The organism is Pseudomonas wayambapalatensis, from assembly GCF_049942315.1.
GTDB classification, from domain to species: Bacteria; Pseudomonadota; Gammaproteobacteria; order Pseudomonadales; family Pseudomonadaceae; genus Aquipseudomonas; species Aquipseudomonas wayambapalatensis.
The window spans coordinates 60,398-74,959 of the sequence record NZ_JBNFMU010000176.1 but is presented as its reverse complement, the minus strand read 5'-3'; the positions used below and the strand labels follow the sequence as shown (position 1 = coordinate 74,959).

The window sequence follows — 14,562 nt, the reverse complement described above, 5'->3', positions numbered from 1 at the left end:
GAGAGCTTCCTCCTTCCGGACCACGAAGACTTCCTCGACCATGGAGACGGGTGCGGGCGGACAACTGGGGGCCTCGACCTACACCCCGCGCGTTTTCCCAGGGCACTTGTCACGGCTGTCGGGCACGCCATCGCCATCTTCGTCACCGTCGCCATGGGCCCAGCAGTAGCCCGCCGCCAGGCCACCGCCGAGCAACGCGCCCCAGCCGGCCCAACTGGAGCTTTCGATGGCGCCCAGGGCTGCGCCTCCCACGCCCCCGACGGCAGCACACTTCGGCCAGTCGGTTTTTTGCAAACCTGCACAACCAGTCAACACACTGGTGAGCAGAACCAGGGGTATCGCTGTGCGTACTATGCTCATTTTCGTTGCTTCTCCTAGGGGGATCGGTGCAAAACCGATGCTCTGGGAGTAAAGACCGCCTATTCCCTCTCTGCCAGCAATAAGCCACGACGCGACGCCGCGCCTCTTTGCCGCCAGGGCTGGGACCGCTAGTCTTGAGCGACCTGAACGAGGATTGGCAATGACCGACGGTTTCTCCCAGCGTACCCCCCAACAGGCCCTGGCGGCCCTTCTCGAGCGCTTCGCTCCCGCGCGCCTGCTATTGGTCGGCACGCGTTTCCCGGCCCTGGAGGCCTTCGCCGCAGCCCACCCGGCGGTAGTGCTGTCAGAGGCGCGGCCAGGCCCGCTGCCTGCCGACCTGGCAGCGCAACGTTTCGACCTCGCGGTGCTGGTTGACTGCCTCGAGCACTTGCCCAAGCGCAGTGGGCTGGAACTGCTCGGCGGCATTCGCAATCTGAATGCCAGCAGGGTCGCGGTACTGGCCGACCTGTCCGCCTGTGGCTGGCAGGACACCGATTTCTTCGCCCTGGCGCTGTCGGCCAGCGAGAAATTCCGTCGCGACGAACAGGTGCTGAGCCTGTTCACCTATGATCTACATGACTACAAGCAGGTCCCGGACTGGCTCAATGCCAAGTTCTGGGCGAATCCGCAAAACTTTGGCAAGTACTGGTGGTGATTTCATGAGTGTCTCGGTCTGCCCCTGCGGCAGCGGCAATCTTCTCGACGCATGCTGCGGGCACTACCATGCCGGCACCCCGGCACCGGATGCCCAGGCACTGATGCGCTCGCGCTACAGCGCCTATGTGCTGGGGCTGGTGGATTACCTGGTAGCTACCACGCTTCCCGCCCAGCAGGCCGGGCTGGACCGTGCCGGCATTGCCGCCTGGAGTGCACAGAGCACCTGGCTGGGGTTGGAGGTGGAAAGCGCACAGGTCCTGGGCGGGCAGCCGGAGCATGCGTTCGTCACCTTCACCGCACGCTGGCACGACCAGCAGGGCGACCACCAGCACCGCGAGCGCTCGGCGTTCGTACAGAATGGCGGGCGCTGGTACTTCATCGACCCGACCGTCGAGCTCAAGGCCGGACGCAACGACCCCTGCCCCTGTGCCAGCGGGCAGAAATTCAAGAAATGCTGCGCCAGCTACCTCGGTAATCAATGATGAATGCCCTGGCCCGCCTGCTCCTGCTCGGCCTCACCCTGGCCTTGCTGGGGGGCTGTGCGGGATGGGGCGGCAACCACTGGCGCGAGCCCGAGGTGCACCTGGTCAGGGTGGAAACCGTCAAGGCGCGCCTGCACCAGCAGGAGTTCGTCCTGCACCTGCGCATCGACAACCCCAACGACAGCCGCCTGTTCATCCGCAGCCTGTCGTACGCAATCCGGCTCAACGACCTGCTGCTGGTGCAGGACGAGACCAGTATCTGGCGCAGTGTCGGCGGCCATGCCCGGCGTACCTTCAAGATCACCGCGCGCACCAACCTGTGGCAGCACCTCAAGCCCCTCGCCAAGCTGCTGAAAAGCGGCGATCCGCTGCACTACACCCTGCAAGGCGAACTCAATACCGGCCTGATCAGTCAACGGGACCTGCACTTGTCGCGCAGTGGTGAGATAATCCCCGGCGATTTTCAACCGGAGTAACCCGCAATGACCCAGCAACCCCATGTCCATGGCCCCGACTGCAACCACGGTCACGATCATCACCATGATCATGAGCACGGCCATGTGCACGGCCCGCACTGCAACCACGGCCACCAGGAACCGGTGCGCAACGCCCTGAAGGACGTCGGACGCAACGATCCATGCCCATGCGGCAGCGAGAAGAAATTCAAGAAGTGCCACGGCGCGTAACGCGGCTCCGGGTGGCGCTGCGTTTGCCGCTTGCAGCCCGACGCGCGCCGCCCTACCTTTAGCGCCTTTCCGACCCCGCCACGCCGCCCAGGAGCCCTCGTCATGGCCGCCCCCGTGTTTCCTCCCTTCCGCCCTCGGTTCGGCACCAGCGCCGTGCTGCTCGGCATGCTCGGGCTTGCCGGCTGCCAGATGGGCGGCTACCAGGACAGCGTGCCACCGACCACCGGCGTCCAGCCGCTCAAAGGCCTGGCGCAGAACGTCTCGGTACGGCGCAACGCCATGGGCGCACCACTGATCGAGAGCAGCAGTTTCCATGACGCGCTGTTCAGCCTCGGCTACGTCCATGCTGGCGACCGCATCGAACAGATGGTCGCCATGCGCCTGCTCGCCCAGGGGCGACTGGCCGAGATCGCGGGCAGCGAAGCCCTGGACATCGACCGCCTGATGCGCGCGGCCAACCTCAAGCAGAGCGCCGGCCAGCTGTATGCCGACGCCTCGCCGCGCCTGAAGCGCTTCTTCGAGGTCTATGCCCGCGGGGTCAACGCCTATCTGTTCCGCTACCGCGACAAGCTGCCGGCCGAACTCGCCCGCAGCGGCTATCGCCCCGAATACTGGAAACCCGAAGACTCGGCGCTGATCTTCAGCCTCTATGCCTTCAGCCAGTCGGTGAACCTGCAGGAAGAACTCTCGGCCCTGACCCTGGCGCAGAAGATCGGCAGCGACAAGCTTGCCTGGCTGCTGCCCGGCGCACCCGACGAGCCTCTGGCCGAGGGCGAAACCGACAAGCTCAAGGGCATCAACCTGGCCAGCCAGATCCCCGGCCTGAACGACGTCGCCGCCGCCAGCCAGAAGCTTGCCGACCTCGACCTGCTGGGCAGCCCCGGCTCCTCGAACCTGGCCCTGGGCCCGCTGCGCAGCCGCAGCGGCAAGAGCCTGCTGGCCAGCGACAGCCGCGCCGCCTGGGCGCTGAGCCCGGTGCAGATCCATACCGGCAAGTACCAGGTCGCCGGCCTGTCGCTGCCCGGCCTGCCGATCGTGCTGGCCGGCTACAACGGCAAGCTGGCCTGGAGCAGCAGCGCGGTGATGGCCGACAACCAGGACTTGTTCCTCGAGCAACTGCGCCGCCAGGGCAGCCAACTCACCTACCTGGCCGACGGCAAGTGGCAGCCGGCCCGCGCGCGCAACGAAACCTTCTTCGTGCGCGGCCAGCGCCCGGTGCGCGAAGTGCTGTACGACACCCGCCACGGCACCCTGCTCGGACAACCCGGCAACGGCTATGGCCTGGCCCTGCACCTGCCGCAGCTCAAGGACGACAAAAGCCTCGATGCGCTGTTCGACCTTACCCGCGCCAGCAACATCGAACGTGCTTTCGACAGCACCCGCGAGATCGGCGCCGCTGCGCTGAACTTCGTCTTCGCCGAGCCCGAGCACATCGGCTGGCAGGTCAGCGGCCGCTACCCCAATCGCCGCGAAGGCCAGGGCCTGCTGCCCTCGCCGGGCTGGGACGGACGCTTCGACTGGGACGGTTTCGCCGATGCAATGCTTCACCCCTACGACCAGGATCCGCCCAGCGGCTGGATCGGCCATGCCAACCAACGTAGCCTGCCCAAGGGCTACGGCATGCAGTTGTCCAGCACCTGGTACTACCCCGAACGCGCCGAGCGCCTGGGCCAGTTGGCCGCCAACGGGCGTCATGACAGCCGCAGCCTGATGGCCCTGCAGAACGACCAGGTCACCCTGCTGGCCGACAAGCTCAAGCGCATGTTCGACGCCCCTGGCATGGCCCAGCCGCTCAAACAGGCCATCGATGCCCTGCCCGCCGAACAGCGCGACAAGGCCCGCGAAGCCCTCACCCGGCTCAAGGCCTTCGATGGCCGCCTGAGCCCGGTCTCGGCCGATGCGGCGCTGTACGAACTGTTCCTCCAGGCCGTCACCCGCCAGACCTTCCTCGACGAGCTCGGGCCCGAGTCCTCCCCGGCCTGGCAAGCGTTCGTCAGCAACGCCCGGCTGTCGTACTCGGCCCAGGCCGATCACCTGCTTGGCCGCGAAGACAGCCCGTTCTGGGATGACCGCACCACGCCGCAGAAAGAAGACAAACCGACCATCCTCGCCCGCAGCCTGGCCGCTGCAGTGGATGCCGGTGTCGCCCAGATGGGCGCCGACCGGCGTGCCTGGCAATGGGGCAAGCTGCACCAGTACCGCTGGCCCGCACCGAGCTACCACGGGCTCGGCGACAGCCTCAGCCGCGCGCCGATGGCCACTGGCGGTGACTTCAGCACCCTGGCCCTGACCCCTTACGCCTGGGGCAACGGTTTCGAAACCAGCCTGCCGGCCTCCGCGCGCATGGTCGTCGACTTCGGCCAGACCGAACCGCTGCAGATCCTGACCAGCAGCGGCCAGTCCGGCAACCCGGCCAGCCCTCACTACGGTGACGGCCTGGACGCCTGGTTCAAGGGGCGCTTCATGAGCCTGCCGCTGCAACCGCAGAACTTTGCCCGCGCCTATGGCAGCCAGCGCCTGACGCTGGTGCCGGGCAAGTAGGCAGTAACCCCGAGCGGCTCGTCCGGGCCGCTCGTCAGCACCACGCCATCCGAACTTCCAGGCCAGCGCTGCGCTCCTAACTGGTAACCCCAGCCAGCGCGAACGCCATGGACCTCGTCATCGCCCGCCCCGAAGGGCTGTACTGCCCGCCCGGGAACTTCTACATCGACCCCTGGCGCCCGGTTGACCGTGCGGTGATCACCCATGGGCACGGCGACCATGCGCGCACCGGCAACGGCCATTACCTGTGCGCCGAGCCCGGCGCCGGTATCCTGCGCAGCCGTCTTGGCCAGGATATCGCCCTGCAGACCCTACCCTATGGGGAGCGTCTGCAGCATCACGGTGTCACCTTGAGCTTCCACCCTGCCGGCCATGTGCTTGGCTCGGCCCAGGTGCGCCTGGAATACCAGGGCCAGGTGTGGGTCGCCTCGGGCGACTACAAGGTTGAGCCCGACGGCACCTGCGCGCCGTTCGAGCCGGTGCGCTGCCACACCTTCATCACCGAATCCACCTTCGGCCTGCCGATCTATCGCTGGCCCTCGCAGGCCGAGGTGTTCAGCGGCATCAATGCCTGGTGGCGCGCCAATCGTGACCAGGGCAAGGCCAGCGTGCTGTTCTGCTACGCCTTCGGCAAGGCCCAGCGCATTCTCCACGGGCTGGACGCAGATATAGGGCCGATCGTAGTGCACGGCGCGGTCGAGCCGCTCAACCGCGTCTATCGCGAAGCCGGGATCGCCCTGCCCGACACCCTGTACGCCGGAGATCTGCCACGCAACGATCCACGGCTGCGCGAAGCCCTGGTGCTGGCACCACCCTCGGCAGGTGGCAGTAGCTGGATGCGTCGTTTCGGCGACTACAGCGATGCCTTCGCCAGTGGCTGGATGCTGCTGCGTGGCACCCGGCGTCGGCGTGGCGTCGATCGCGGCTTCGTCCTATCCGACCATGCCGACTGGCCTGGGCTGCTGTGGGCAATCGGCGAAACCGGTGCCGAACGGGTAATGGTCACCCACGGCTCGGTCAGCGTGCTGGTGCGCTACCTGTGCGAGCAGGGCCTGGACGCTCGGGCCTTCGCCACCGAATACGGCGAGGAAGACGACACGCCCCCGTCGGAGAGCGCCACATGAAGGCCTTCGCCGAACTCTACCTGCGCCTGGACGCCACCACTTCGAGCAACGCCAAGCTGCAGGCCCTGCGCGACTATTTCGCCAAGGCTCCCGCCGCCGATGCGGCCTGGGCGGTGTACTTCCTGGCCGGAGGCCGCCCGCGCCAACTGGTGCCGACCCGTCTGCTACGCGAGCTGGCCACACAGTTGGCAGACCTGCCCGACTGGCTGTTCGAAGAGAGCTACCAGGCTGTCGGCGACCTGGCCGAGACCATTTCCCTGCTGTTGCCCCAGCACCGACACGATACCGACGAGGGCCTGGCCCTGTGGGTCGAGCAGCACCTGCTGCCCTTGCGCGGGCAACCTGCGGACGAGGTGCGCCAGCGCTTGCCGGCACTGTGGGAACGGCTGGACCGCCCCAGCCTGATGCTGTGCCTGAAATTGATTACCGGCAGCTTCCGTGTCGGCGTCTCCAAGCTGCTGGTCACCCGGGCGCTGGCGCAGTTGTCGGGGCTGGATGCCAAGCGTGTAGCCCAGCGCCTAGTCGGCTACACCGACCTGGCTCATCGCCCCGTTGCTGAAAGCTACCTGAAGCTGATCGCCCCCGAGTCCGCCGACGAACACGCCCAGCGCGGCGGCCAGCCCTACCCGTTCTTTCTCGCCCACGCCCTGCAGGCGCCGCTGGAACAGTTCGAGACACTGCTCGGCCCGGTCGAGGACTGGCAGGCGGAATGGAAGTGGGATGGCATCCGCGCCCAGGTGGTCAAGCGCGACGGCCAGTTGTGGATCTGGTCACGGGGCGAGGAACTGGTCACCGAGCGTTTTCCCGAATTGCACAGCCTGACAGAGACCTTGCCTGACGGCACCGTGCTCGATGGCGAGATTCTGGTATGGAAGCCTGGCATCTGCGACGACACCCTGGCGGTGCAGCCCTTTGCCCTGCTCCAGCAGCGCCTGGGCCGCAAGACCCTGGGCCGCAAGCTGCTGGCCGATGCACCGGTGGTGCTGCAAGCCTACGACCTGCTGGAATGGCACGGCGATGACTGGCGCAACCGCCTACAGCATGAGCGCCGCAGGCAACTGGAGCGCGTGCTGGTCGAACACCCCCTGGCCCCTGTGCGGCTTTCACCCCTGTTGCAGGCACCGAACTGGGCCGCCCTGGCCGAGCAACGCGAGCAGTCGCGCGAGTTCGGGGTGGAGGGGCTCATGCTGAAGAAGCGCGATGCCCTGTACGGCGTCGGCCGCACCAAGGACCTGGGCCTGTGGTGGAAATGGAAGGTCGACCCCTTCAGCGTCGATGCGGTACTGATCTACGCCCAGCGCGGCCATGGTCGACGCGCCAGCCTCTACAGCGACTACACCTTCGCCGTCTGGGATGCTCCACCAGGAGCAGCGCAACGCAACCTGGTGCCCTTCGCCAAAGCCTATTCAGGCTTGAGCGACGAAGAGATGCGCAAGGTCGATGCGATCATCCGCAAAACCACTGTGGACACCTTCGGCCCGGTGCGCAGCGTCACCCCGACGCTGGTCTTCGAGTTGGGTTTCGAAGGCATCGCCCTGTCCAAGCGACACAAGAGCGGCATCGCCGTGCGCTTCCCGCGCATGCTGCGCTGGCGGCTCGACAAACCGGTCGAGGAGGCCGACGACCTGGCCACCCTGCAGAGCTTGCTGGGCCCTGTATAACCAGGCCCGTGGCCGCCTCTGCGCACACCCGCATGCACAAATCCCTGGTGTATGCTTCTATTTCCAGTCGTCCACGTTCACAACCCAGCGCAGATCAGGCCCCCCATGCACCACTCGACCCACGAACTGCTGTCCCCCGTACCCGGCATCTGCCGCCAGTTGCACAGCTTTCATTTCGGCCCGCGCGGTGGCGGCAAGGTATACATCCAGGCATCGCTGCACGCTGACGAATTGCCCGGCATGCTGGTGGCCTGGCACCTCAAGCGGCGCTTGAACGAACTGCACCAGCAAGGCCTGCTGCGCCGCGAGGTGGTGCTGGTGCCAGTGGCCAACCCGGTGGGCCTGGAACAGGTGCTGCTGGACGCACCATTGGGGCGCTTCGAGTTGCAGAGTGGGGAAAACTTCAATCGCAATTTCGTCGACCTATCCGACAGCATCGGCGACCAGATCGAAAGCCACCTCACGCAAGACCCGGCACACAACCTCTCGCTGATCCGTGAATATCTACGCCGCGGGCTCGACAGCCACCCCGCCGTCACCCCCCTGCAATCCCAGCGCCTGGCCTTGCAGCGCCTGGCCTGCGATGCCGACATGGTGCTGGACCTGCACTGCGATTTCGAAGCCGTCGAACACCTCTACACCACTCCCGACGCCTGGCCCCAGGTCGAGCCGCTGGCACGCTACCTCGGCGCCCAGGCCAGCCTGCTGGCCACCGATTCCGGAGGGCAGTCGTTCGACGAATGCTTCAGCCTGGTGTGGTGGCAACTGCAGCAGCGTTTTGCCAAGCGTTTCCCGATCCCCATGGGCAGCCTCTCGGTGACCGTCGAGCTGCGCGGCCAGGCCGACGTCAACCACGAGCTGGCAAGCCAGGACTGCCAGGCAATCCTCGATTTCCTCACCCACAGCGGTGTGATCGAAGGTCAGCCCGCAGCATTGCCGCCGCTGCGCCACCCCGCCACCCCGCTGGCTGCCGTGGAGCCATTGATCGCACCGCTGGGCGGCCTGCTGGTGTTCCACGCAAAACCGGGGCAGTACCTGGAGCCTGGGCAACTGATCGCCGAGGTCATCGATCCGCTCAGCGACCGGGTGACCCCGATCCGCAACGTCCAGGGCGGGCTGCTGTACGCCCGCAGCGTCCGGCGCATGGCCACCACCGGCATGGTGATCGCCCATGTCGCAGGGGAAAAAGTCTGCCGCAGCGGCTATCTGCTGGCCAACTGATCCCGATCAAACCAAAGCACCTTGCGGCCGGTCTGTAGAAGCACAGCCTTCGACGAGACCGGCCGCCGATGCCATCCCCTTCCGACCTCGCCAGCACCTGGTTTGCCTCCCGCAACTGGAAGCCGTTCGCCTTCCAGCGCAGCGTCTGGGCGGCGATCCAGCGCGGCGAGTCGGGCCTGCTGCATGCCAGCACCGGCAGCGGCAAGACCTACGCCGTCTGGCTCGGCGCCCTGCGCGCTTTCGCACAGTTGCACGACGTACGCCGACCGGCGCCACTCCAAGTGCTGTGGGTCACACCGATGCGCGCCCTGGCCAGCGATACCGCGCGCGCGCTGCAAGCACCGCTGGACGAATTGGGGCTGAACTGGACCATCGGCGTACGCAGCGGTGATACCACCAGTGCCGAACGTGCACGCCAGGCGCGGCGACTGCCCAGCACGCTGGTCACCACTCCCGAAAGCCTCACCCTGCTGCTCACCCGCGAACAGGCTGCCGCCGACTTCGCCAGCCTGCGCCTGGTGGTGGTCGATGAATGGCACGAACTGCTCGGCAACAAGCGCGGCGTGCAGTTGCAACTGGCCCTGGCCCGGCTGCGGCGCTGGCAACCGCAACTGGTGGTGTGGGGGCTGTCGGCCACATTGGGCAACTTGCCGCACGCCCTTGAGGTCTTGCTGCCCGCGGGAGGACGACTGGTGCAAGGCCGTCAGGACAAGCGCATCCTGGTCGACACCCTGGTGCCGAGCGCGATCGAACGCTTCCCCTGGGCCGGGCACATGGGGCTGAAGATGCTCCCTCAGGTCAGCGCCGAGATCGCGGCCAGCGCCAACAGCCTGGTGTTCACCAACACCCGCGCCCAGGCCGAGCTCTGGTACCAGGCCCTGCTCGAGGCGCATCCCGAGTGGGCGGGACTGATCGCTCTGCATCACGCATCGCTTGCCCGGCACGCCCGTGACTGGGTCGAGCGCAGCCTCAAGCAGGGCACGCTGAAGGCGGTGATCTGCACCTCAAGCCTCGACCTGGGTGTGGATTTCCTGCCCGTCGAACGCGTCCTGCAGATTGGCTCGGCCAAAGGCATCGCCCGCCTGCTGCAACGGGCAGGCCGCTCTGGACACGCACCTGGGCGTACCTCGCGGGTGACCCTGGTACCAACCCACAGCCTTGAACTGGTGGAAGCGGCCGCGGCACGCCAGGCGCTGGCTTCCGGGCATATCGAGGCACGCTATTCGCCGCGCCTGAGCATGGACGTGCTGGTCCAGCACCTGGTCAGCATGGCGCTGGGCAGTGGTTTCCGACCGGCCGAACTGTTCGAGGAGGTTCGCAGCACCTGGGCTTTTCGCGATCTCGAAGAGAGCCAATGGCAATGGGCACTGTCATTTGTGCGCAATGGCGGCAGCTCGCTCACCGCCTACCCGGACTATCAGCGCGTCGCAGCGCACCCCGACGGCATCTGGCGCGTGGCCAGCGAGCGCCTCGCCCGGCGTCATCGTCTGGGTATCGGCACCATCGTCAGCGACGCCAGCCTGCAGTTGAAGTACTGGAGCAAAGGGGGCGGTGGCAAGTCGCTGGGCAGCGTGGAGGAATCTTTCATTGCCCGTCTCAAGCCCGGTGACGCGCTATTGTTCGGCGGACGTATCCTGGAGCTGGTAAGGGTCGAGAACATGACCGCCTACGTGCGCCGCAGCACCGCGCGCAAAGCAGCGGTAGCACGCTGGAATGGCGGACGCATGCCGCTGTCGAGCGAGCTGGCGCAGGCGCTGGTCGAGCGTCTGGATGCTGCTGCCCACGGCCGCTACGAAGGCGCGGAAATGCATGCCGTTCGCCCCTTGCTGACACTTCAGGCAAGCTGGTCCGCCCTGCCCACCCAGCGCACATTGCTGGCCGAAACCCTGCACTCGCGCCAGGGCTGGCACCTGTTTCTCTATCCCTTTGCCGGGCGCATGGCCAATCTGGGCCTTGCCAACCTGATCGCCTGGCGGGTCAGCCGCGTGCAGCCGCTGTCGGTATCGATCGCGGTCAATGACTACGGCTTCGAACTGCTCGCAGCAAGCCCTGTGGACTGGGCCGCGCACTTGCCCGCTGCACTGGCTGCGGACAATTTGCTGGAAGATGTACTGGCCAGCCTGAATGCTGGCGAGATGGCATTGCGGCGCTTTCGTGAAATTGCCCAGATCGCCGGGCTGGTATTCGGCGGCTATCCCGCCGCGCAGAAAAGCACGCGCCAGCTCCAGGCCTCCAGCGGTCTGTTCTACGAAGTGTTTCGCAAGCATGACGCTGGCAATCTGCTGCTGGGCCAGGCGCGTGACGAGGTGCTGCGTGAGGAGCTGGAGATCGAGCGCCTGCATCAGCAGTTGCAGAAAATGGCAGGATTGCGCCTCGATCTGCACGCATTGCGCCGGCCCGGGCCGCTGGCCTTCGCCCTATTGGTCGAGGGCATGCGCGAAACCCTGAGCACGGAAAAACTGGCAGACCGCATCGCCCGGATGGTGGCGGATCTCGAAAAGGCGGCGAGCCGAACCATGAGCGACCTTGCGGGGACTGAACGGAGGAAATCCTGAACGTGCACCACCTGGCGATCGAACATTGCGGCGAAACGCTGTGGCTGTTACCTGGAAAAGCGCTCTACTGGCCAGCCCGGCGCGCCCTTCTGGTTGCCGACCTGCACATTGGCAAGGCCGCCAGCTACCGCGCCCTGCACCAGCCGGTGCCACGCGGCACTACCCAGGCGACCTTGGATCGCCTGGACACGCTCTTGCAGCATTACGATTGCCAGCAGTTGATCGTGCTCGGCGACTTTCTCCACGCACGTACTGCGCGAGCACCTGCCACCCTAGCCCGTGTAGCTGCATGGCGCGAACGGCACCCAGGGTTACGGGTGGTCCTGGTGCGAGGCAATCACGACCGTCATGCTGGCGATCCGCCGCAGGAGCTGGCTATCGAAGTCGTCGACGAACCGTTGCTACTGCCGCCATTCGCGCTACAGCACGAGACCAGCGCTCACCCTGAGCATCCGGTGATCGCAGGCCATGTCCATCCGGCGTGCGTGCTGCGCGGTCGTGGCCGCCAACGCCTGCGCCTGGCGTGCTTCATGTTCCACCCAAAGGTCAGCCTGCTGCCGGCGTTCGGCGAATTCACCGGCGGTTGGACGGTGCAACCAGAGCCCGGCGCCCGCCTGTTCGTCGTGGGCGATCAACGGGTCTGGGCAGTGCCGGCCTGATCAGGCGACTGGCGCTGGAGGCGGCTCGTCGGGCAAGGTCGGCTCGCCCGGCTCCATCGGCGGGTGCTCGCCAGGCTCGGGGGGTTGCGGGGTATCGGGATCAGGCTGGTGCGGGACGCCACCGGCGTGCAAATCCGTCGGCGGATGCGGGTGCGCGAGCAGAGTCCAGGCCATCATGCCGATCTGGTTCGGCTGCAGGACGGCCAGCTTCGCGCTGATTGCAGGATCGAGTTTCATGGGCTGCTCCTGACGAGGGCCGGCGTACGTCATGCACGCCGGGGACTTACCTCGTTGGAGTAGCAAAAGGGAAACTAATTCCCCCGGCTCGTCGGCTCAGGTACGTGGCAGCGTTACGCCGCGCTGGCCCTGGTATTTGCCGCCGCGATCCTTGTACGACACTTCGCATTCTTCATCGGACTGCAGGAACAGCATCTGCGCCACGCCTTCGTTGGCGTAGATCTTCGCCGGCAGTGTGGTGGTGTTGGAGAACTCGAGGGTGACGTGCCCCTCCCACTCCGGCTCCAGGGGGGTGACGTTGACGATGATGCCGCAGCGGGCATAGGTGCTCTTGCCCAGGCAGATGGTCAGGACATCGCGTGGAATGCGGAAGTACTCGACGGTACGGGCCAGGGCGAAGGAGTTCGGCGGGATGATGCAGACGTCGCTCTTGATGTCGACGAAGCTGCCGGCGTCGAAATTCTTCGGATCGACGGTGGCCGAATTGATGTTGGTGAACACCTTGAATTCATCGGCGCAGCGCACGTCGTAGCCGTAGCTCGAGACGCCGAAGGAGATGACTCGGCTGTCCTGTTCGCCACGCACCTGGCGCTCGACGAACGGCTCGATCATGCCGTGTTCCTGCGCCATGCGGCGAATCCACTTGTCCGATTTGATGCTCATGGCGGGATGTCCTGAAAGTACGAGGTGAAAAAACGAGATGCGCATCTTACCGGTCCTGGCCTGCGCGTTAAAGTTCCGCGCCCTATCCCGCGCCGGACGGGGGCTGGGCCACCCGTCGATCCGAATTTCATCAAAGCCGCTGTTGGCCATTGGCAGCTTGCGGAAAGTGGGGTAAGGTGGCGCCACTGTGCTGCACGTGACACCGAGAATCTGTTTGATGCACGATCCTGATCGGCCCATCGCTGAATTTTCCGCTCTCTTTGCACTCAGTCCCGGCCAGGGCAATTCCTGAGCCGAAATCTACTTTGTCCAAGGAGACAGACACATGTCCAATCGCCAATCCGGTGTTGTTAAGTGGTTCAACGATGAGAAGGGCTACGGCTTCATCACTCCTCAGTCGGGTGACGACCTGTTCGTACACTTCAAAGCCATCCAGGCTGACGGCTTCAAAACCCTGAAAGAAGGCCAGGCTGTTACTTTCGTCGCTACCCGCGGCCAGAAAGGCATGCAGGCTGAAGAAGTTCAAATCGCCTAAGTCGATTTAGCTTCCTCGCTTTCAAAAAAAACCCGCCTTCCGGCGGGTTTTTTTGTGCCCCAATGCAGGAGCGGCCAGCAGCGGATCAATCCTCGCTGATGGTAATGCTCGGCATTGCCGGCGCCGCCGCTTCCTGCAGCACGATCCGAGCGCCCACCTGGCGGGCCAGCTCCTGGTAGACCATGGCAATCTGGCTTTCCGGCTCGGCGATCGCAGTCGGCTTGCCGCTGTCGGCCTGCTCGCGAATCAGCATCGACAACGGCAACGACGCCAGCAACTCGACACCATACTGCGCCGCCAGCTTCTCACCGCCGCCTTCACCGAACAGGTGCTCGGCATGGCCGCAGTTCGAGCAGATGTGCACCGCCATGTTCTCCACCACACCGAGCACCGGGATGTTGACCTTGCGGAACATCTCCACCCCCTTCTTCGCATCCAGCAGCGCCAGGTCCTGCGGGGTAGTGACGATCACGGAACCGGCTACCGGCACCTTCTGCGCCAGGGTCAGTTGAATGTCGCCAGTGCCCGGCGGCATGTCGATCACCAGGTAGTCGAGGTCGTCCCAGGCGGTCTGGGTCACCAGTTGCAACAGGGCGCCGGAAACCATCGGGCCGCGCCAGACCATTGGCGTGTTGTCATCGGTCAGAAACGCCATCGACATCACTTCGACGCCATGGGCCTTGATCGGCACGAACCACTTCTGCTCGCGCACCTGCGGGCGGGTGCCTTCGGGGATCCCGAACATCACGCCCTGGCTTGGGCCGTAGATGTCCGCATCGAGGATACCGACCCGCGCGCCCTCGCGCGCCAGGGCCAAGGCCAGGTTGGCGGCAGTGGTCGATTTGCCGACACCGCCCTTGCCAGAGGCCACGGCAATGACATTCTTCACATTGGCCAGCGCAGGCACCTGGGCCTGGGCCTTGTGCGTGGCGATCAGCGTGTCGATGCTCACCTGTGCTGCCGTCACGCCTTCGAGGTTCTCGATCGCCGTCTGCAGCACCTGGGCCCAGCCATTTCGAAACAGTGCAGCGGCATAGCCCAGTTGCAACTGCACGCTGACCTGCCCGTCCTGGATGTCGATCGCGCGCACGCAACCGGCGCTGACCGGATCCTGGTTCAGGTAGGGGTCGGTGTACTGGCGAAGCACGCCTTCAATGGCGGCACGTGTGACGGCACTCATG

14 protein-coding genes and 1 pseudogene are annotated in these 14,562 nt (G+C 65.6%); 11 read left to right on the top strand and 4 right to left on the bottom strand.

What is annotated here, in order from left to right; translation table 11 throughout:
- Positions 1–360, bottom strand: a pseudogene (locus ACPZMI_RS12610) (OmpA family protein); the annotation flags it as partial.
- A gap of 160 nt (positions 361–520) precedes the next feature.
- Here ACPZMI_RS12610 and ACPZMI_RS12605 point away from each other — a divergent pair.
- The 10 genes from ACPZMI_RS12605 (at position 521) to pdeM (ending at position 11,946) form a co-directional block, all read left to right on the top strand.
- Entirely contained in the window at positions 521–1,015 is a 495-nt protein-coding gene (locus ACPZMI_RS12605; protein ID WP_426352340.1) for a DUF6231 family protein, read from the top strand.
- Positions 1,016–1,019: 4 nt separating this feature from the next.
- On the top strand, positions 1,020–1,499 hold the full coding sequence (locus ACPZMI_RS12600; protein WP_186720728.1) for a YchJ family protein: 480 nt from the start codon (positions 1,020–1,022) through the stop codon (positions 1,497–1,499).
- Positions 1,499–1,975 carry an LEA/WHy family protein gene (locus ACPZMI_RS12595; RefSeq protein WP_186720726.1) on the top strand — a complete coding sequence of 159 codons (477 nt, stop codon included), beginning with the start codon at positions 1,499–1,501 and terminating at the stop codon, positions 1,973–1,975. The genes ACPZMI_RS12600 and ACPZMI_RS12595 overlap by 1 nt, the downstream gene beginning before the upstream one ends.
- Positions 1,976–1,981: 6 nt before the next feature.
- The gene (locus tag ACPZMI_RS12590) at positions 1,982–2,185 is read left to right on the top strand and encodes an SEC-C metal-binding domain-containing protein (protein WP_186668487.1); all 204 of its coding nucleotides are present in this window, start codon (positions 1,982–1,984) and stop codon (positions 2,183–2,185) included.
- Between the two features lie 102 nt (positions 2,186–2,287).
- Positions 2,288–4,726, top strand: a complete 2,439-nt coding sequence (locus ACPZMI_RS12585; RefSeq protein WP_426352339.1) for a penicillin acylase family protein — start codon at positions 2,288–2,290, stop codon at positions 4,724–4,726.
- Positions 4,727–4,833: 107 nt separating this feature from the next.
- The gene (locus ACPZMI_RS12580) at positions 4,834–5,850 is read left to right on the top strand and encodes a ligase-associated DNA damage response exonuclease (protein ID WP_426352338.1); all 1,017 of its coding nucleotides are present in this window, start codon (positions 4,834–4,836) and stop codon (positions 5,848–5,850) included.
- The gene (locus tag ACPZMI_RS12575; protein WP_426352337.1) at positions 5,847–7,511 is read left to right on the top strand and encodes an ATP-dependent DNA ligase; all 1,665 of its coding nucleotides are present in this window, start codon (positions 5,847–5,849) and stop codon (positions 7,509–7,511) included. The genes ACPZMI_RS12580 and ACPZMI_RS12575 overlap by 4 nt, the downstream gene beginning before the upstream one ends.
- A gap of 105 nt (positions 7,512–7,616) precedes the next feature.
- A complete protein-coding gene (locus tag ACPZMI_RS12570; RefSeq protein ID WP_426352336.1) occupies positions 7,617–8,732 on the top strand; it encodes a succinylglutamate desuccinylase/aspartoacylase family protein in 1,116 nt (371 codons plus the stop codon).
- 68 nt (positions 8,733–8,800) lie between these two features.
- Entirely contained in the window at positions 8,801–11,287 is a 2,487-nt protein-coding gene (locus tag ACPZMI_RS12565) for a ligase-associated DNA damage response DEXH box helicase (protein WP_426352335.1), read from the top strand.
- 2 nt (positions 11,288–11,289) lie between these two features.
- On the top strand, positions 11,290–11,946 hold the full coding sequence (gene pdeM, locus ACPZMI_RS12560; protein ID WP_426352334.1) for a ligase-associated DNA damage response endonuclease PdeM: 657 nt from the start codon (positions 11,290–11,292) through the stop codon (positions 11,944–11,946).
- On the opposite strand, the gene ACPZMI_RS12555 is transcribed toward pdeM, so the two are convergent.
- The gene (locus tag ACPZMI_RS12555) at positions 11,947–12,183 is read right to left on the bottom strand and encodes a hypothetical protein (protein WP_054891778.1); all 237 of its coding nucleotides are present in this window, start codon (positions 12,181–12,183) and stop codon (positions 11,947–11,949) included.
- A 96-nt stretch (positions 12,184–12,279) separates the two neighbouring features.
- Positions 12,280–12,846, bottom strand: coding sequence for a dCTP deaminase (gene dcd, locus ACPZMI_RS12550; RefSeq protein WP_003258001.1), 567 nt, complete (start codon positions 12,844–12,846; stop codon positions 12,280–12,282).
- A 325-nt stretch (positions 12,847–13,171) separates the two neighbouring features.
- Here dcd and ACPZMI_RS12545 point away from each other — a divergent pair, with 325 nt between their 5' ends.
- On the top strand, positions 13,172–13,381 hold the full coding sequence (locus ACPZMI_RS12545; protein ID WP_003254922.1) for a cold-shock protein: 210 nt from the start codon (positions 13,172–13,174) through the stop codon (positions 13,379–13,381).
- 85 nt (positions 13,382–13,466) lie between these two features.
- Here ACPZMI_RS12545 and apbC read toward each other — a convergent pair whose 3' ends face one another.
- Complete coding sequence (gene apbC, locus ACPZMI_RS12540) at positions 13,467–14,561, bottom strand: iron-sulfur cluster carrier protein ApbC (protein ID WP_186668500.1); 1,095 nt, start codon at positions 14,559–14,561, stop codon at positions 13,467–13,469.
- Position 14,562: the final 1 nt, after the last annotated feature.